Genomic DNA, 16,339 nt, shown 5'->3' with positions numbered 1-16,339 from the left:
TTTGCGTTCTCCGGTGGCCGGATACCCTGGAGTGCGACTGACCTGCCCCGCCCCCGACCCTGAGGACCGACGAGCGCCGTGTTCGATACTCTCTCCGACCGCCTTAGCGCGACTTTCAAGAACCTCAGGGGCAAGGGCCGCTTGTCCGAGGCGGACATCGACGCCACGGCCCGCGAGATCCGTATCGCGCTCCTCGAAGCCGATGTCGCCCTGCCGGTCGTGCGCGCCTTCATCGCCAACGTCAAGGAGCGGGCGCGCGGCGTCGAGGTCTCCCAGGCGCTGAACCCCGCCCAGCAGATGATCAAGATCGTCAACGAGGAGCTCGTCGGCATCCTCGGTGGCGAGACCCGGCGCCTGCGGTTCGCCAAGACCGCGCCCACCGTGATCATGCTCGCGGGTCTCCAGGGTGCCGGTAAGACCACCCTCGCCGGAAAGCTCGGCCTCTGGCTCAAGGGCCAGGGCCACTCCCCGCTGCTGGTCGCCTGTGACCTCCAGCGTCCCAACGCCGTCAACCAGCTCAGCGTCGTCGCCGACCGTGCCGGTGTCGCGGTGTACGCCCCGGAGCCGGGCAACGGCGTCGGTGACCCGGTCCAGGTCGCCAAGGACTCGATCGAGTTCGCCCGGTCCAAGCAGTACGACGTGGTCGTCGTCGACACCGCGGGCCGCCTCGGTATCGACCAGGAGCTGATGCGGGAGGCCGCGGACATCCGCGACGCCGTCAGCCCGGACGAGATCCTCTTCGTCGTCGACGCGATGATCGGCCAGGACGCGGTCAACACCGCCGAGGCCTTCCGTGACGGCGTCGGCTTCGACGGTGTGGTGCTCTCCAAGCTCGACGGTGACGCCCGCGGTGGTGCGGCCCTGTCGATCGCCCATGTCACGGGCAAGCAGATCATGTTCGCGTCGAACGGCGAGAAGCTCGAAGACTTCGACGCCTTCCACCCGGACCGGATGGCCTCCCGCATCCTCGACATGGGTGACCTGCTCACCCTGATCGAGCAGGCGGAGAAGACCTTCAGCCAGGAAGAGGCCGCCAAAATGGCCTCCAAGCTGGCGTCGAGCAAGGGCAAGGACTTCACGCTCGACGACTTCCTGTCGCAGATGGAGCAGGTCAGGAAGATGGGCTCCATCTCCAAGCTGCTCGGGATGCTGCCCGGCATGGGGCAGATCAAGGACCAGATCAACAACATCGACGAGCGCGATGTGGACCGCACCGCCGCGATCATCAAGTCGATGACCCCGAAGGAGCGCGCCGAGCCGACGATCATCAACGGCTCGCGCCGGGCCCGTATCGCCAAGGGTTCGGGTGTCGAGGTCTCCGCCGTGAAGAACCTGGTGGAGCGCTTCTTCGAGGCCCGCAAGATGATGTCGAAGATGGCCCAGGGCGGCGGCATGCCCGGGATGCCGGGGATGCCCGGCATGGGCGGTGGCCCCGGCCGGCAGAAGAAGCAGGTCAAGCAGGCCAAGGGCAAGCGCAAGAGCGGTAACCCGATGAAGCGCAAGGCCGAGGAGCAGGCCGAGGCGGCCCGTCGCGAGCAGGCGGCGCAGGGCGGCGCGTTCGGTCTGCCCGGTCAGGACGGCAAGCCCGCCGAGGACTTCGCCCTGCCGGACGAGTTCAAGAAGTTCATGGGCTGACCGCCCACGGACCATGCGTAAGGGGCGCCCACCTCGAGTGGGCGCCCCTTACGCGTTCGCGCACCTGCTCCGCGGCCGAGGGCCGCTACGCCGCGTGCCGTCCTGGCTTCAGCGCCCGGCCGTTGGCCAGCTCCGCCGGGTCCAGCGACAGCGATACGGCGGCGGTGGCGCCGACGTCCGCCAGGCTCCCCGCGTCCGGCAGCAGTTCCACCGCGCCCGCGCCGGGCCGGTGGACGAGGACGGGGACGTACTCACGGGTGTGCAGGGCGTGCCCGATCGTCGGGTCGTTGCCGTGGTCGCCGGTGACGATGAGCCGGTCGCCGGGGCTGTCGAGCAGGGCGACGAGTGCGTCCAGGCCCGCGTCGACCTGCTCCAGGAGGTGGCCGTACCGCTCGGTGTCCTGCTGGTGGCCCGCCAGGTCGGTCTCCTGGACGTTGGCGACCACGAGGGCGTCGCCGGGGGCGCGTACCGCTTCGAGGGTGTACGTGAGCACGTCCGCGGTCGCCACCGCGGGGTGCCGCGTCGCCGCGTCGCAGGCCAGGATGTCGGCGGCCTTCCCCACCAGGGTGACGGGGATGCCCGCGCGGGCCGCCAGATCGGGGAGCTGGCGGGTGTGGTCGAGGTCCGCGCCCAGGTGCTGCACTTCGAGGCCGCCGTTGCGGTAGAAGCCGGTGGCGGGGGTGTCGAGGCCGACCGTGCCCGCCTCCCCGGCACGGACGAACCGTGCCAGCGGGCCGTCCGCGTGGCCGCCGACCGCGATGACCCGGGCCACCGGCGCGACGGTGCGTACCGTCCGGGCGATGGCGAGGATGCCGCCCGGTCCGTCGAACGGCAGGTCGTCCAGCCGGCCGGAGGCGTTCCAGTTGATCCCCGGATCGGCCTCCAGGTTGTCGTGGACCAGGACCGCCCCGTCGACGACCAGGAGCGGCTTGCCCTCCAGCGGCTCGACCCGGTGTCCGGCCGCTTCGAGGGCGGCGGTCACCTCGCCGATGTGGTCCGCGAGCCGGGCCACGGTGACATGGCTGAAGTCGGCGCCCATCATCGTCTGGTGGCCCGCGAAGGTGTCGGCGCCCGGATAGCCGAGGGCGGCCCGGCCCGCGGCGACGGGGAGATGCGTACGGCGGGCGAGGTCGGGGTGCGGGTGGACGAGTCCGAGACCCAGCGAGCCCAGTACCGGCAGCCGCAGCGGGCGGCCGAAGGCTTCGCGACAGTGGTCCAGGACATGTCCGCAGGTGTCGGCGGTGAGATCGCCGGGGCGCAGCGTGCCCGCGTCGGGCATGGCGCCGATGCCGAATCCGTCGATGACGACGATGACGGTCTTGGCCATGGGGTGCCTCCTCAGCTCAGGGACCGGCCCTGGGCGTCGTACAGACCGACCCGGCGAGGGGCACCGGAAGAGATTCCGGAGACGACGGCGACGGTCGAGCGGGTGACGAAGATCTGGGTACGGAAGGCGAGCAGCGCGGTGTCGCCGATCTGGATGTCCGCTCCGGCGCCGGGCGCGTCGAGCAGCCGGTAGTAGTCGATGTTCTCGGCGGGCGCGTCCTGTACGCCCAGGCGAACGCCGGTGCGCGGCAGCAGTGCGCTCTTGATGTGGGAGCGGGCGTAGAACCCGCCGCCGAAGAGCGCCGGGCGGCCGTCGTCGAGGGTGTGGGCGACCTCGCTGACGTACACATAGGCGGGCGTCTCGGGCTGGTGCGGATCGAGTGCGTGCAGCGGGGTGGTGCCGGTGAGGGCATGGCCCGGTTCGCCGTGGGTGGCGCCGAGGCCGGCGAGCAGCGGGAGCGAGGCCATCGAGGTGGCGCTGGGGGCGCTCAGCAGGAGGCCCTCGTGACCGCGCGCGGCGAGCACATCACGGGCCTTGAGCGCCATCGCGAAGTTGGGCGTGGCGTACGGGGCTCCGGTCGCCGGGTCGCACAGGACGCACGGGAAGGCGGTGACGCCCGCGAGCCGGATGCCGGGCAGCCGCTCGGCGGCCTCGGCGAACGCGTCGAGACGGGCGAGCGGGACGCCGCCCTCCTGGCCGGGGTAGACGGTGCCCTCGACGCCTTCGAGACGGACGAGGACGTCCTGGACGAAGCCCAGTTCCGTCGCCGCCTCGGAGACCGCGCGGGCGTTGGCCAGGTCGTAGACGGTGACGGTCTCGGGGCGCCAGGCCAGCATCTCGGGCAGCGCGCGGCGGGGAACCTGGACCAGATGGCCGAGGTTGCCCGCGCGGGCGCCCGCCGTGTGCAGGGTGCGGGCCTCGGGCGGGTCGATCGCGGCGTACTTGGGGATGTGCCGGGCGATGGCCCGGATCAGCTCCGGGTTGCGGCCGAGCTGCTTGACGACGAACCAGAGCGAGATTCCCAGCCGTTCGGCCTCGGCGGCCAGGAGCGCGGCGTTGGCCTCGATGGCGTCGAGGTCCATCACATAGGTGTCGGGCGGGATCTCGCCGTCGCGGTGGAGCGCGGTCGCGGCCTCGACGAGCCCGGGGTTGCGGGTGAGCAGGGTGTCGAGAAACACGGTCAGTCGTCCTTCTGGTCGTTCAGGGCGTCCTTCAGGGCGTCCAGCGAGCGGCGCAGGATCTCGACGACGAGGTCCGCGCCCGCCCGCATCGGGTTGATGCGTACGGTCCAGTCGGCCAGCTCGGGGGAGTCGTCCAGGGCGGAGCTGGACATCCGGTAGAAGAGCGGGGCGATCTCGTAGCGCGAGTTGGAGCCGACCGGGTAGGGGGCCGCGCCGAAGCGGGCGGCGACCGCGGGCAGTTCCTTCGCGACCGGCCGGTCGAGGCGGACCAGCAGGCACCGGTCCTGGGCGTTGGCGAGCCGTACCTCGGCGACACCGGGCACCTCGCCCGCCGCCAGCCGCTCGGCGACCTCGGCGCCGACCTGGGACTGCACGGCCCACATCACCGGTACGTGGGTGAGCGCGCGCAGGGCGTCGAGTGCCTGGTGGCCCTGGACCTGGCCGCCGCCGGAGTAGTTGTCGTGGCGGATGCGTTCCACGAGGTCGCCGGCGCCGACGACGATGCCGACGCCCTCCGGGCCGTGCAGCTTGAACAGGGAGAAACAGGAGGCGTCGGCGCCCAGTTCCACCCCGGCGGCCGGGGTGCGCAGGACGGCGTAGTTGTCGTCGACCAGGGTGCGGACACCGGCCGCCCGGCAGGCAGCCAGGACCGCGCCGGGGTCGTAGGAGTCGGCGAGCCGCTGCCGGGTGTGCTGGACGTACGCCCACCGGAAGCGGCCGGACTCCAGCGCCCCGCGCAGCTCGTCCGGGTCGTTGAAGTCGGCCTCGACGGTCTCCACGCCGATGCCGCGCAGCGTGACCTCGGTGGTGCGGTAGACCGGCGCCCGGTGGATCAGCAGCGGGTCGCCCGCCCGTACGGCGGCGTTCAGAGCGGCCCGGATCGCGCCGGTGCCCGCGCCCTGGACGAACGCGGCGTCCTCGGCGCCGAAGAAGTCGGCCAGGACGGCTTCGACGCGGGCGGTGGTCCGGGGGCGGCCGAGACCGGGGACGACCCCGGCGTCGGACGCGAAGAGCTGAGGTCCCTCGAAGTGCCGGGCGGTGGCCTCGATGAGCCGGAACTGCCGGGCGACGGCGTCGGCGAGCTCCACCGTGGGCAGCGGGAAGGTCTCGGGGAGTGCGGGGGCGGGGCTCATGGTCAGATCTCCTCGACGCTCGCGCCCGTGAGGAAGCGCAGCGGATTGCGGCGGGTCATCAGGTCGATCAGGTCCTCGTCCACACCGGCCGCGCGTGCCTCGGGAAGGAAGCTGTGGAAGAGGTGCCCGTACCCCTGGCCGCCCTCGGTGGTCAGATAGCCGTGGCGGGAGATGTCGCAGCTGAGCAGTACCCGGTCGGCGTGGCCGGCCTCCAGCAGGGCGAGCAGCAGCCGCAGCCGGGTGTCGTCGCTCTGGTAGCTGTCCTTGCCGACGGTGTCGAAGGCGACGTACGCACCGCTCGCCGCCAGTTCCCGGTGCACGGCCGGGTCGTCGAGCAGGTCCTGGTGACCGATCGAGATCCGCTGCGGGGGCAGGCCCTCGGCGGTGAGCAGGTCCAGCTGGGCCAGGCCCCCGCGGCCGAGCTGGGCATGGGTGGCGACGGAGAGCCCGGTGGTGACGGCGGCCCGCGCACTGGCGCGCAGCACCTTGGTCTCGGGCGCCGTCGGGGTGTCGCCGTGGCTGCCGATCTCGCCGAGGACCCCGGGACGGACTCCGGTGGCGCCGATGCCGCCGTGGATCTCGCGGACGAGGGTGCCGGTGAGCTGTTCGACGCTGCTGTCGTCGATCTCGGGGGTGTGGAACGGCTCGTAGTACCAGCCGGTCGCGGCGACGACGGCGACCTGGGCATCCCGGGCGATCCGGGCCAGCGTCTCCACGTCGCGGCCCATGCCGCGGCAGGTCAGCTCGATGACCAGGGACAGCCCGAACTCCTCGCGGAGTCCGGCCAGTTCGGCGGTGACGGCGGCGGCGTGCCGGTCCGGGGTGAGGACGGCGGCGCCGTCGCCCTTGTGGTCCAGGTCCAGGACCAGATGCTCGTGGGCGAGGACGGGGCCGCGTACGGAATCGGGGGTGAGGTCTCCGACGACGGTACGGAGAAGGGGGGCGGGGTGCGAGGCGGTGCTGTTCATCGTGGGGGGTCCTTCCTGGCGGTGGCGCGTACCTGATCCGGGGGCCCGGGGGGTGTCCGCGGAGTTCCGCCGTACGCTCGCGGGCCGGGCGTCGGGAGCCGGGCGTCGCGGGCCGGGCGGAACTCCGCGGACACGGCCTAGCCCTTGATCGGTGTGAACAGGTCGAGCCAGTACAGGAGGTTGAGGAGGATGCCGCCGACGATCACCGCGGCCGGTGCCGCGGCCATCCGGACGATCGGCCGGCCCATCGCCTCGTTCAGCAGGTAGAGCCCGCCGACGACGAGGATGCCGAGCCCGCCGCCCATCGCGTTGGCCGCCATCAGCGAACCGAAGAGGATCGCCAGCTGGAGGGTGTCGCTGATCGCGCTGCGCAGGTGCTCCGAGGAGTCGCGGACGCTGGGCAGCTTGCCGAGGACCTTGCCGATGTAGGAGAGGGCCAGTACCTCAAGGGCGAAGACCAGCGCGCCGACGATCGCGGCGACGAACGGGTTCGGCATCAGGTAGCCGATGGGGTACACGAGGGTGAAGCCCGCGATGCCGTACGCGCCGGAGGCGAGGGCGGTCGTCGCGATCAGCGGGATGAACCCGAAGACCCGGTAGAAGTCGACCTGGGCGGCTTCGGCGTACTGCCCCTTGGCGATCAGGAAGCTCGTTGCCTCGCCGCCGCCGAATATGTGCATCTGTGCGAGCACACAGACTCCGGCCCCCAGCACCATGAACAGGGGGAGGTACTTGCGCAGCCGGGCCGCGCTGGCGCTGAAGAGCGAGGCCATCGGGTCGTCGTCGAGGACGGGCTCGGTGACACCCGCGGCCTTGTCGGCCTTGCGCTGCCTCAGGTCCTTGGCGACGGCGAGCCCGATCAGCATCAGCACGCCGACGGCCATCGCGAGCGCTCCGGCGAACATGTTCGGCCAGAGCTTCATGGTCATGACGACCAGGGCGAATTCGAGGACACCGGCGAGGCCGCCCCACTTGCGGCCGAACTGCTTGGTGATGGCCAGCACCGGGAAGAGCGTGAAGAGGAAGAGGATCGGCGTCGACATCTGCTGCATCGCGGTGATGAAGTCGACGGGCAGGTCGTGCGCCACGTTATTGGCGCCGTTCAGCCCGAAGACGACCACCGCGCCCCAGGCACCGCCGAGGATCGGCGCGAGCCACTTCTTCGGCGACAGCATGCCGAGGATGTCGGTGGGCAGGAAGAGGAGCCACGGGTTCAGCACACCGGTGGAGAGGGCCATCGGTGCACCGAGTCCGAAGATGAACCCGGCCGAGAGACCGAAAGAGACCGCCGTCGTGGCGCTGCGGGTGGTGCGCCCCTGGATGAAGTCCAGGAGGAACGGTCGTACGCCGTCGTTGAAGACGGCCAGCGCCATGTGCGAGATGTACGCGGTGAGCGCACAGAGGGCTATCACGGTCAGCTGCTGTGCCAGCGTGAAATCGAGGCCGGCACCGGCTGCGAGTGTGGTACTCACTGGGTCACTCCTTCGTGCCCGGGATGATCAAGAAATGTGGCTGGGGTTCAGCCGCGGGCGGCGATGGCGCGCGCCATGAGGGGGGCGATGGTGTCGATCTGGTCCATCGAGAAGCCGAAGACCTTCTTGCCGTCGGCGAGCAGGGCGGTGACCTGGTCCTCGGTGGGGACGCTGCGGCCGAAGGTGTGGCAGGCGGCGGCGCCCATCAGACCCACGAGCACGCCGAGTGAGGCGCCCGCCCCGGTGTGGCAGGTGCCGAGGTAGTAGTCGGCCTGTCCCACCCGGAGCTTCATCGCGGCGTCCATGTCGCTGGAGGCGACGACGTCGATGCCCTCGATGCCCAGCTTCTTGATGGTGTCGGTGACCTCGATCTTGCCGACGCCGCCGGTGAGGATCTTCGTCATGGCTGTCCTTCTTCCTTCGTGAGGTGGTTCGGCCGAGGTGATCCCGGCTGCGGGGGTGCGGTGGTCAGGAAGCGGGGGTGGCGGGGGACTGCTGGGCCAGGACCGCGAGGTGCATGCCGAGGAAATTGACCTCGGACTCGGGGAGGGCCGCACCGAGTTCCCGCCGGGCGCGCGCGGAGACGGCGCGGGCGCGGGCGACGGCGTCGGGATGTCCGGCCAGTTCGGCGGCGACCTGGTCGTCGGTGAGGAACTGCTCGATGGGCTCGCCGTCCAGGAGCCGGGTGAGTGCCATCATCAGATGGCTGGTGAGCATGCCCGCGGTCGCTTCGGTGACCGTGCGGCCGTCGGCTTCGAGGGCGGCCAGCTCGGCAGTGACGAAGTCGGCCACTTCGGGCCGGACCTGTCCACCGTCACGGAAGAGCTGGATCCGCAGTGCGAGCTGGTCGTCCATGGTGATCCTCCTAAAATCAACAATAACCAGGATTTTGTATTTTGAAGGTGACGAAGGTCCCGAACTGTTCGGACCTTGGTCACTCGCCCCGCCGGACCGGAGTCAGTACGAGGGCATGCGCTCGCCCCTCAGTACTTCGCTCTGGAGTGAGGTGATCAGGGAGAGGTCGAGCGAGTCCCGGACGGCGGCCAGGGCCTTCGCCCCGTCGGTCCGGCCGATGATGGCCGCGCTGGAGTTGCGCAGCGCCAGCTCGCGGGTGACCTCGTCGCCCAGCGGGAGCACATCGACGCCGAATCCGACCCGGTCCTGCGCCTCGTCCAGGTTCCAGACGGTGGCGTCGACCTCGTCGCGGGCGAAGAGATCGCGCAGCTGCATGTACGAGGCTTCCCGCCACCGGACGTCCTCGCGCCCGGCGAAGACCCGCTCGACGAGCATCCGCAGATCCTCCGACGCGTGGTCGACCGCGACCCGCAGGCCGGGGGCGTCGAGGTCGACACCGTGGCGCACGAGCATGCCGTGCGCGCCGACGTAGGTGGCCGGTCCCAGATCGGCGACGAGCTCCACCGGGTGCTCGGAGATCAGCTGGTCGGCCGCGAAGCGGGACAGGACGACCAGGTCGACCTTTCCTTCGAGCAGCGCGGCGGTACGGGCTCCGGCGCCTCGCATGAACGTGATGGCGAAGGGGGCGCCGGCCTCCTCGAAGGCGCTGCGCAGCCCGGTCGCCAGGCCCTCGTACCGACGGGAGTACGGCAGGGGCATCGCGGCGAGCAGTGTGCCGAGGCCGGAGAGCCGCCAGAGTATGGAGCGGTCCGAGCGGACGAGGAAGGTGCCGAGGTGACCCCGGGCGGTCGTCTCGATGGCCCCGGATTCCTCCAGGAGCTGCAGCGCGGCCTGGACCGTGCCGTTTCCGCAGCCCAGCTCCTCGGCGAAGTCGCGCACCCGGGGCAGCCGGGTGTCCGGCTCGTGGTTGAGCAGCAGGACCGCGAGCTGCCGGGCGGCGAGGCCGTTCCGTGTGAGGAAGCGGTCATCGAAAACGTTCACGAAAAGAACAGTAAACAGGATTCTGGATATTGGCAAGGAGTTCACCCGGTGATGCGAGGCGGCCGGGACAGGCCCGCTCGCGTCCCCCTCCTGGGCCCCTGGGTCGCCCCTCCAGAGGCTTTGGTGCTGTTTCTCCCCTAATGTCGCCAGCAGTGGCCGTCGGCAGAGGAGCGCGCGTGACCAACCCCGTACCTCCGCGCGATCGAACGGACCAGCCATGGCGCTCCGAAGGCGCGCCCCCGCCCCCGCCCCCCGGCCGCAAGATGCCGGGCGGCTGGGGCGGACTGCTGCTCACCGCCCTGGCCGTCTATCTGATCGCCAACCTGGTGCTGTCCTTCTTCAACGGTGACGACGAGCCGACCATCGCGTACACCGAGTTCAGCAAGCAGGTCACCGCGGGCAACGTCTCGAAGATCTACTCCAAGGGCGATGCCATCCAGGGGCAGCTGAAGAAGGAGGCCAAGCTCCCCGGCGGGGACGACAAGTACAGCAAGTTCACCACCCAGCGGCCCGCCTTCGCCGACGACCACCTCTGGGCCGAACTGACCAAGGACGACGTCACCGTCACCGCCGAACCGGTCGTGCAGCAGCGCAGCTTCCTGGCCAACCTGCTGATCTCGCTCGCCCCGATGCTGTTGCTCGTCCTGCTGTGGGTGTTCATCGCCCGGCGGATGCGCGGCGGTCTCGGCGGCGGGATGGCCGGTCTCGGACGCAAGCCCCCGCCCAAGCCGGTCGAGCTCGAAGGGAGCAAGCGCACCACCTTCGAGGACGTGGCCGGAATCGACGAGGTCGAGGGCGAACTGAACGATGTCGTCGACTTCCTCAAGAACCCGCAGGAGTACGCGAAAATGGGCGCCCGGATGCCCGGCGGTGTTCTGCTCGCGGGCCCGCCCGGCACCGGCAAGACGCTGCTTGCCCGCGCCGTGGCCGGTGAGGCGGGGGTGCCGTTCTTCTCCGCCTCGGCCTCCGAGTTCATCGAGATGATCGTCGGCGTCGGAGCCGGCCGGGTACGGGAGCTCTTCGCCGAGGCCCGCAAGGTCGCCCCCGCCATCGTCTTCATCGACGAGATCGACACCATCGGCCGGGCCCGCGGCGGCGGCTCCGGCATGGGCGGCCACGACGAACGCGAACAGACCCTCAACCAGATCCTCACCGAGATGGACGGCTTCTCCGGCTCCGAGGGCGTCGTCGTCCTCGCCGCCACCAACCGCGCCGACGTCCTGGACCCCGCCCTCACCCGGCCCGGCCGCTTCGACCGGATCGTCCAGGTCAGCCCGCCGGACAAGGACGGCCGGGAAGCGATCCTGCGGATCCACACCCGGAGCATCCCGCTCGCCGAGGACGTCAGCCTCGCCCAGGTCGCCCGGACGACCCCCGGCATGACCGGCGCCGACCTCGCCAACCTGGCCAACGAGGCCGCCCTGCTCGCCGTCAAGCGCAAACAGTCCGAGGTCGGTCGGTCCGACTTCTCCGACGCCCTGGAGAAGGTCCAGCTCGGGGCGGAGCGCCCGCTCGTCATGCCCGCCGAGGAGCGCCGCCGTACCGCGTACCACGAGAGCGGCCACGCGCTGCTCGGCATGCTCCAGCCCGGCGCCGACCCGGTCCGCAAGATCACCATCGTGCCGCGCGGCCGCGCCCTCGGCGTCACCCTCTCGACCCCGGACGCCGACAAGTACGCGTACACCGAGGAGTATCTGCGCGGGCGGATCATCGGCGCTCTGGGCGGCATGGCGGCGGAACGGGTGGTGTACGACGTGGTCACCACCGGCGCGGAGAGCGACCTGGAACAGGTCACCGGCCTGGCGCGCGGCATGGTCGGACGGTGGGGCATGAGCGACAGGATCGGCCGCCTCACCGCCATCCCCGCCGACGCCCAGCAGGCGTACGGGCTCTCCGCGGCGCCCGCCACCCTCGACACCGTCGACGCCGAGATGCGCCGCATCGTCGACGAGTGCTACGAGGAGGCCTGCAGCCTGCTGCGCGGGAACCGGGACAAGCTCGACTCACTGGCCGAGGCGCTGCTGGCGAACGAGACCCTGGACGAAGCGGCGGCCTACCGGGCGGCCGGCATCGCCCGGCCGGCCAAGCCGGGCGGCGATTCCTCCTCCTGACGATCACGGCGAGGGCCACGCCGGTGTCTGCGCCGGGGTGAGTCGCTGTGCGGTGGGCGTGCGGTCGGGTGTGCGGTCGGGTGCGCCGGGGGTCAGGCCACGCACACCAGGTAGCGGAACACGTTCGGCATCCACACCGTGCCGTCCGGCCGCCGATACGGATGCAGCGCCTCCGCGACCTCCTCCTTCACCCGGGCACGGTCCGTCGCCCGGAGCGCCGCGTCGAACAGTCCGGTGGACAGCAGTCCGCGCGCCGCGCTGTCCAGGTCCGCGTACCCGAACGGGCACGACACCCGCCCCGAGCCGTCCGGTCTCAGCCCGGCCCGCGAAGCCACGTCCTCCAGGTCGTCGCGCCGGGCCGCCCGCCAGCCACCGGAACGCGGAGCGCTCGACGGACCGGCCAGCCGGGCCGCCACCCGCAGCACCGCCGCGGTGGCACACCTCTCGGGCGGACCCCAGCCGGTCAGGACCACGGTGGCGCCCCGGGCGGCCAGCGGTACGGCGGATTCCAGCGCGGGGGTGAGCCCCTCGGAGTCACCGGCCGCGCACCCGATCGGGTCGAACGAGGTGAGCAGGTTGTACGGCCCCTCGGCCTCACCGGCCGCCGAGGGGCCGCCGACGACCAGCCGCGCCCGCTCGGCGCCGGGCCGACCGGGCGGAGCGCCGGGCCCCGGATCGGGCAACAGCCGCTCACGGGCCAGTGCGAGCCGCTCCCGGTCGGTGTCGACGCCGGTGACGCGCGCCCCGCGGGAAGCGGCGATCAGCAGGGCGAGCCCGGAGCCGCAGCCGAGGGAGAGCATCCGCGTGGCGGTCCCGACTTCCAGCCGGTCGTACACCGCTTCGTACAGCGGTGCCAGCATCCGCTCCTGGATCTCGGCCCAGTCGCGGGCTCGGGTGCCGGCATCGACCGGGGCGGACGCATCCGCGTACGAATCCGTGTACCGGTGGTGCCGGACGAGCGTTGGTGTCATGGAATGCGCCCCAATCCGCCGAGAGGTCGGTCGTGCCCGAGAGTGACAGTCCCCCGTGTGCGTACGCCCGCGGTTCCCCCGTATGTCAGAGAACTGCGCATCCGCGGTCCCGTCCAGGGGTTGAAGGGGTTCAATGGCGATGCTCGTGTGCCCGGTCGTGCGCCCCCGCGCGCGGCACCGTGCTGCTTCCCGCTCTTCGCTCTCAGTCTTACCCGACAGGCCGGGCACAGCACGTCGAGGGCTCCGGACCCGGACTCCGTACGGTGAAACCCGCCGCGGACGCCCGGGGGGACGCCCGGCACGCGGTCCGGCGCGCGGTCCGGCGCGCGGCGCGGCGCACCGGGTGGTGGTGCGCCGGGTAATCTCGCTCGCGAGGTCGGTGTCCCGCTCACCCCGCGCGCACGCCGGGGCGTAGCCGGTGCTACGTACCACCTTGGTGTGAGCTGTGAGCCTTCTCCGCAGATCTGCGCACCCGCCCTCGTCCGGACGCATCAAGGGCAACTGACTGGTACGTGCAAATTATTTGGGATGCCCCGGAATAGGAACACCGGGGCACTCAGGCTCGTTGTCACGACGTGAGCACGACACCACCTGTACTTGCCGCAGAGCTGGCACAGGCGTGGGCCGACATTCAGCGGTACCACCCCGAGCTGCCCGATCTTGCCGCGCCCGAGTCCCTGATCGGAGAGTCCTCGTCCGCCTGTGGCGCCGAGCTCTCCTTCGAGCGACTGCTCCATGAAGCAGTCCACGGCATCGCCGCCGCGAGAGGTGTCCGCGACACCTCCCGCGCCGGCCGTTACCACAACCGACGTTTCCTCGCGATCGCCGAGGAGCTGGGCCTCGATCATGCCGAGGAGCCCCACCCCAGCAGCGGATTCTCGCTGGTCACGCTGAATCCGGAGGCCAAGCGCCGGTACCGCCCGACCACCGAACGGCTGCAGCGCGCCCTCAAGGCGCACACGGTGGCCACCGCCGCCGACACCAAGCGCTCCTTCCGCGGCCCGGCCGCCCGGCACGGTTCCTCCGGAGGCGGCGTGCGGGTCAAGGCCGTCTGCGACTGCGGGCGCAACGTCCGCGTCGTGCCGTCGGTCCTCGCGCAGGCGCCGATCGTCTGCGGTGGCTGCGGCAAGCCGTTCCAGATCCCGGAAGCGGCGGTCGCGGTGGGGTGAGCCGACGGGGTGTGGCACAATGGCTAGCTGTACTCGACAGCCGCATAGGACCCCTCTCTCCTCCGGCTGACGCGTCCGTCGGGCACCCGAGTACCGCAACCCCACGTGGCATCTTCGTTGTGCCCAACCACGTCAAGACCAGGAGACACCACTTCCGTGGCAGTCAAGATCAAGCTGAAGCGTCTGGGCAAGATCCGTTCGCCTCACTACCGCATCGTCGTCGCCGACTCCCGTACCCGCCGTGACGGCAGGGCCATCGAGGAGATCGGCCTGTACCACCCGGTGCAGAACCCCTCGCGCATCGAGGTCAACTCGGAGCGTGCGCAGTACTGGCTGTCCGTCGGCGCCCAGCCGACCGAGCCGGTTCTCGCGATCCTGAAGCTCACCGGTGACTGGCAGGCGCACAAGGGCCTCCCGGCCCCCGCGCCGCTGCTGCAGCCGGAGCCCAAGGCTGACAAGCGCGCCCTCTTCGAGGCGCTGTCCTCGGACGGCGACGAGGCCAAGGGTGAGGCCATCACTCAGAAGGCCAAGAAGTCCGACAAGAAGGCGGACGAGGCGGCTGACGCTGCTGCGTCCACCGAGTCGACCGAGGCCTGAGCATGCTCGAGGAGGCTCTCGAGCACCTCGTGAAGGGCATCGTCGACAACCCCGACGAAGTGCAGGTGGCCTCGCGCACCCTGCGCCGTGGGCGCGTGCTGGAGGTTCGGGTCCACCCCGATGACCTCGGCAAGGTGATCGGCCGCAACGGCCGCACCGCTCGCGCTCTGCGTACCGTCGTGGGCGCCATCGGTGGTCGTGGTATCCGTGTCGACCTCGTCGATGTGGACCAGGTTCACTGAAAGAGTTGAACACCGGCCAGGGCCGGGGAGGGCTTTCGAGCCGTCCCCGGCCTTTGTCGTCCGTCACCCTCTACTCGTACGTCCGTACACCATCAATCGGAGAAGCAGCGTGCAGTTGGTAGTTGCGCGGATCGGCCGCGCCCATGGCATCAAGGGCGAGGTCACCGTCGAGGTACGAACGGACGAGCCGGAGCTGCGGCTCGGGCCCGGGGCCGTCCTGGCCACCGACCCGGCCGCGACGGGGCCGCTGACGATCGAGACCGGCCGGGTGCACAGCGGCAGGCTGCTGCTGCGCTTCGAGGGCGTACGCGACCGTACGGGGGCCGAAGCCCTGCGCAACACGCTCCTGATCGCCGAAGTGGATCCGGCGGAACTTCCCGAGGACCCCGAGGAGTTCTACGACCACCAGCTGATGGACCTCGATGTCGTCCTCGCCGACGGCACTGAGATCGGCCGGATCACCGAGATCACCCACCTGCCCTCGCAGGACCTGTTCATCGTGGAGCGCCCGGACGGCAGCGAGGTGATGATCCCGTTCGTGGAGGAGATCGTCACCGAGATCGACCTGGAGGAGCAGCGCGCGGTCATCTCCCCGCCGCCGGGCCTCATCGACGAGAACGAGGCCGTGGTGGCCTCCTCGCGCGACGACGAGGCGGACGGTGCGGACCCGGCGGACGGCCCCGGCGACGGCGGGCCGGCGGACGCCGGTGAGGCGGGCAGTGCCGGCCCGGTGCCGAAGGGTGACGCGTAATGCGGCTCGATGTCGTCACGATCTTCCCGGAGTACCTGGAACCGCTGAACGTATCGCTGGTCGGCAAGGCCCGCGCCCGTGGCCGGCTCGACGTACAGGTCCATGACCTGCGGGACTGGACGTACGACCGGCACAACACGGTGGACGACACCCCGTACGGCGGCGGTCCCGGCATGGTCATGAAGACCGAGCCGTGGGGCGAGGCCCTGGACGAGGCGCTGGCGGACGGCTACGAGGCGGGCGCGCACGCCCCGCTGCTCGTGGTGCCCACGCCCAGCGGACGGCCGTTCACCCAGGAACTGGCCGTCGAGCTCTCCGAGCGGCCCTGGCTGATCTTTACACCCGCCCGCTACGAGGGCATCGACCGCCGGGTGATGGACGAATACGCCACACGGATACCGGTCATCGAGGTGTCCATCGGCGACTACGTGCTGGCCGGCGGGGAAGCCGCCGTGCTGGTCATCACGGAAGCCGTGGCCCGTCTGCTGCCGGGGGTCCTGGGCAACGCCGAATCGCACCGCGACGACTCCTTCGCCCCGGGCGCCATGGCCGATCTGCTGGAGGGGCCCGTCTACACCAAGCCGCCCGAGTGGCGCGGCCGGGGCATTCCGGATGTCCTGCTGAGCGGACATCACGGCAGGATCGCGCGCTGGCGGCGGGACCAGGCATTCGCCCGCACCGCGCTCAACCGGCCCGACCTCATCGAGCGCTGCGAGGCGAGCGGCTTCGACAAGAAGGACCGCGAGATCCTCTCCATCCTCGGCTGGTCCCCGGAGCCCGGCGGCCGATTTTGGCGCAGGCCCCCGGCCGTGGAAGAATAGGCAGCTGCTGTACGTCCGGTGTGCGCCCCTGCCACAGGGGGAACGACGCCCGCCCGACGCGATCA

Annotated in this window: 16 protein-coding genes; 7 read left to right on the top strand and 9 right to left on the bottom strand. The window is 70.9% G+C overall.

Translation table 11 applies throughout. The features are described 5' to 3' along the window. The first annotated feature begins 78 nt into the window (after positions 1 to 78). Positions 79 to 1,635, top strand: coding sequence for a signal recognition particle protein (gene ffh / locus A6A29_RS35275; RefSeq protein ID WP_073726876.1), 1,557 nt, complete (start codon positions 79 to 81; stop codon positions 1,633 to 1,635). A gap of 85 nt (positions 1,636 to 1,720) precedes the next feature. Here ffh and A6A29_RS35270 read toward each other — a convergent pair whose 3' ends face one another. The 8 genes from A6A29_RS35270 to yhfZ all read right to left on the bottom strand — a co-directional run bounded on the left by A6A29_RS35270 (position 1,721) and on the right by yhfZ (position 9,612). Continuing rightward, positions 1,721 to 2,962: a phosphopentomutase gene (locus A6A29_RS35270; RefSeq protein WP_073726874.1), complete on the bottom strand. Its 1,242-nt coding sequence runs from the start codon at positions 2,960 to 2,962 to the stop codon at positions 1,721 to 1,723. Between the two features lie 11 nt (positions 2,963 to 2,973). After that, positions 2,974 to 4,140, bottom strand: a complete 1,167-nt coding sequence (locus A6A29_RS35265; RefSeq protein ID WP_073726872.1) for an alanine racemase — start codon at positions 4,138 to 4,140, stop codon at positions 2,974 to 2,976. 2 nt (positions 4,141 to 4,142) lie between these two features. Further along, entirely contained in the window at positions 4,143 to 5,276 is a 1,134-nt protein-coding gene (locus tag A6A29_RS35260; RefSeq protein WP_073726870.1) for an aminotransferase class V-fold PLP-dependent enzyme, read from the bottom strand. A gap of 2 nt (positions 5,277 to 5,278) precedes the next feature. After that, entirely contained in the window at positions 5,279 to 6,244 is a 966-nt protein-coding gene (locus tag A6A29_RS35255) for a phosphotriesterase family protein (RefSeq protein ID WP_073726868.1), read from the bottom strand. Positions 6,245 to 6,381: 137 nt separating this feature from the next. After that, positions 6,382 to 7,716 carry a YhfT family protein gene (locus A6A29_RS35250; protein WP_073726866.1) on the bottom strand — a complete coding sequence of 445 codons (1,335 nt, stop codon included), beginning with the start codon at positions 7,714 to 7,716 and terminating at the stop codon, positions 6,382 to 6,384. Positions 7,717 to 7,763: 47 nt separating this feature from the next. Then, complete coding sequence (locus A6A29_RS35245) at positions 7,764 to 8,120, bottom strand: DUF2620 domain-containing protein (protein ID WP_073726863.1); 357 nt, start codon at positions 8,118 to 8,120, stop codon at positions 7,764 to 7,766. A 64-nt stretch (positions 8,121 to 8,184) separates the two neighbouring features. Further along, positions 8,185 to 8,571, bottom strand: coding sequence for a PRD domain-containing protein (locus A6A29_RS35240; protein WP_073726861.1), 387 nt, complete (start codon positions 8,569 to 8,571; stop codon positions 8,185 to 8,187). 102 nt (positions 8,572 to 8,673) lie between these two features. Continuing rightward, complete coding sequence (yhfZ, locus tag A6A29_RS35235; RefSeq protein WP_073726859.1) at positions 8,674 to 9,612, bottom strand: GntR family transcriptional regulator YhfZ; 939 nt, start codon at positions 9,610 to 9,612, stop codon at positions 8,674 to 8,676. A 176-nt stretch (positions 9,613 to 9,788) separates the two neighbouring features. Between yhfZ and ftsH the strand changes: the two genes are divergently transcribed. Further along, the gene (ftsH, locus tag A6A29_RS35230; protein ID WP_198953503.1) at positions 9,789 to 11,723 is read left to right on the top strand and encodes an ATP-dependent zinc metalloprotease FtsH; all 1,935 of its coding nucleotides are present in this window, start codon (positions 9,789 to 9,791) and stop codon (positions 11,721 to 11,723) included. A gap of 92 nt (positions 11,724 to 11,815) precedes the next feature. On the opposite strand, the gene A6A29_RS35225 is transcribed toward ftsH, so the two are convergent. After that, a complete protein-coding gene (locus tag A6A29_RS35225; protein ID WP_073726857.1) occupies positions 11,816 to 12,694 on the bottom strand; it encodes a class I SAM-dependent methyltransferase in 879 nt (292 codons plus the stop codon). Positions 12,695 to 13,269: 575 nt separating this feature from the next. Here A6A29_RS35225 and A6A29_RS35220 point away from each other — a divergent pair. The 5 genes from A6A29_RS35220 to trmD all read left to right on the top strand — a co-directional run bounded on the left by A6A29_RS35220 (position 13,270) and on the right by trmD (position 16,274). Then, positions 13,270 to 13,863, top strand: coding sequence for a hypothetical protein (locus A6A29_RS35220; protein ID WP_018509633.1), 594 nt, complete (start codon positions 13,270 to 13,272; stop codon positions 13,861 to 13,863). Between the two features lie 156 nt (positions 13,864 to 14,019). Beyond that, the gene (gene rpsP / locus A6A29_RS35215) at positions 14,020 to 14,460 is read left to right on the top strand and encodes a 30S ribosomal protein S16 (RefSeq protein ID WP_073726855.1); all 441 of its coding nucleotides are present in this window, start codon (positions 14,020 to 14,022) and stop codon (positions 14,458 to 14,460) included. Between the two features lie 2 nt (positions 14,461 to 14,462). Continuing rightward, on the top strand, positions 14,463 to 14,702 hold the full coding sequence (locus A6A29_RS35210) for an RNA-binding protein (RefSeq protein ID WP_073726853.1): 240 nt from the start codon (positions 14,463 to 14,465) through the stop codon (positions 14,700 to 14,702). Between the two features lie 109 nt (positions 14,703 to 14,811). Further along, a complete protein-coding gene (rimM, locus tag A6A29_RS35205) occupies positions 14,812 to 15,453 on the top strand; it encodes a ribosome maturation factor RimM (protein ID WP_073726851.1) in 642 nt (213 codons plus the stop codon). Continuing rightward, complete coding sequence (trmD, locus tag A6A29_RS35200; protein ID WP_073726849.1) at positions 15,453 to 16,274, top strand: tRNA (guanosine(37)-N1)-methyltransferase TrmD; 822 nt, start codon at positions 15,453 to 15,455, stop codon at positions 16,272 to 16,274. The genes rimM and trmD overlap by 1 nt, the downstream gene beginning before the upstream one ends. Positions 16,275 to 16,339: the final 65 nt, after the last annotated feature.

This window comes from Streptomyces sp. TSRI0281 (assembly GCF_001905125.1).
In the GTDB taxonomy this organism is placed as follows: domain Bacteria; phylum Actinomycetota; class Actinomycetes; order Streptomycetales; family Streptomycetaceae; genus Streptomyces.
The sequence above is the reverse complement of the archived record's forward strand: the minus strand, read 5'-3'. Positions and strand labels throughout refer to the sequence as shown.

Excerpts from the sequence above, each read along its gene's own strand:
- A6A29_RS35270 (WP_073726874.1), bottom strand. The coding sequence starts at position 2,962 with ATGGCCAAGACCGTCATCGTCGTCATCGACGGATTCGGCATCGGCGCC.
- A6A29_RS35240 (WP_073726861.1), bottom strand. The coding sequence starts at position 8,571 with ATGGACGACCAGCTCGCACTGCGGATCCAGCTCTTCCGTGACGGTGGA.
- A6A29_RS35210 (WP_073726853.1), top strand. The coding sequence starts at position 14,463 with ATGCTCGAGGAGGCTCTCGAGCACCTCGTGAAGGGCATCGTCGACAAC.
- A6A29_RS35225 (WP_073726857.1), bottom strand. The coding sequence starts at position 12,694 with ATGACACCAACGCTCGTCCGGCACCACCGGTACACGGATTCGTACGCG.
- trmD (WP_073726849.1), top strand. The coding sequence starts at position 15,453 with ATGCGGCTCGATGTCGTCACGATCTTCCCGGAGTACCTGGAACCGCTG.
- A6A29_RS35255 (WP_073726868.1), bottom strand. The coding sequence starts at position 6,244 with ATGAACAGCACCGCCTCGCACCCCGCCCCCCTTCTCCGTACCGTCGTC.
- A6A29_RS35245 (WP_073726863.1), bottom strand. The coding sequence starts at position 8,120 with ATGACGAAGATCCTCACCGGCGGCGTCGGCAAGATCGAGGTCACCGAC.
- A6A29_RS35260 (WP_073726870.1), bottom strand. The coding sequence starts at position 5,276 with ATGAGCCCCGCCCCCGCACTCCCCGAGACCTTCCCGCTGCCCACGGTG.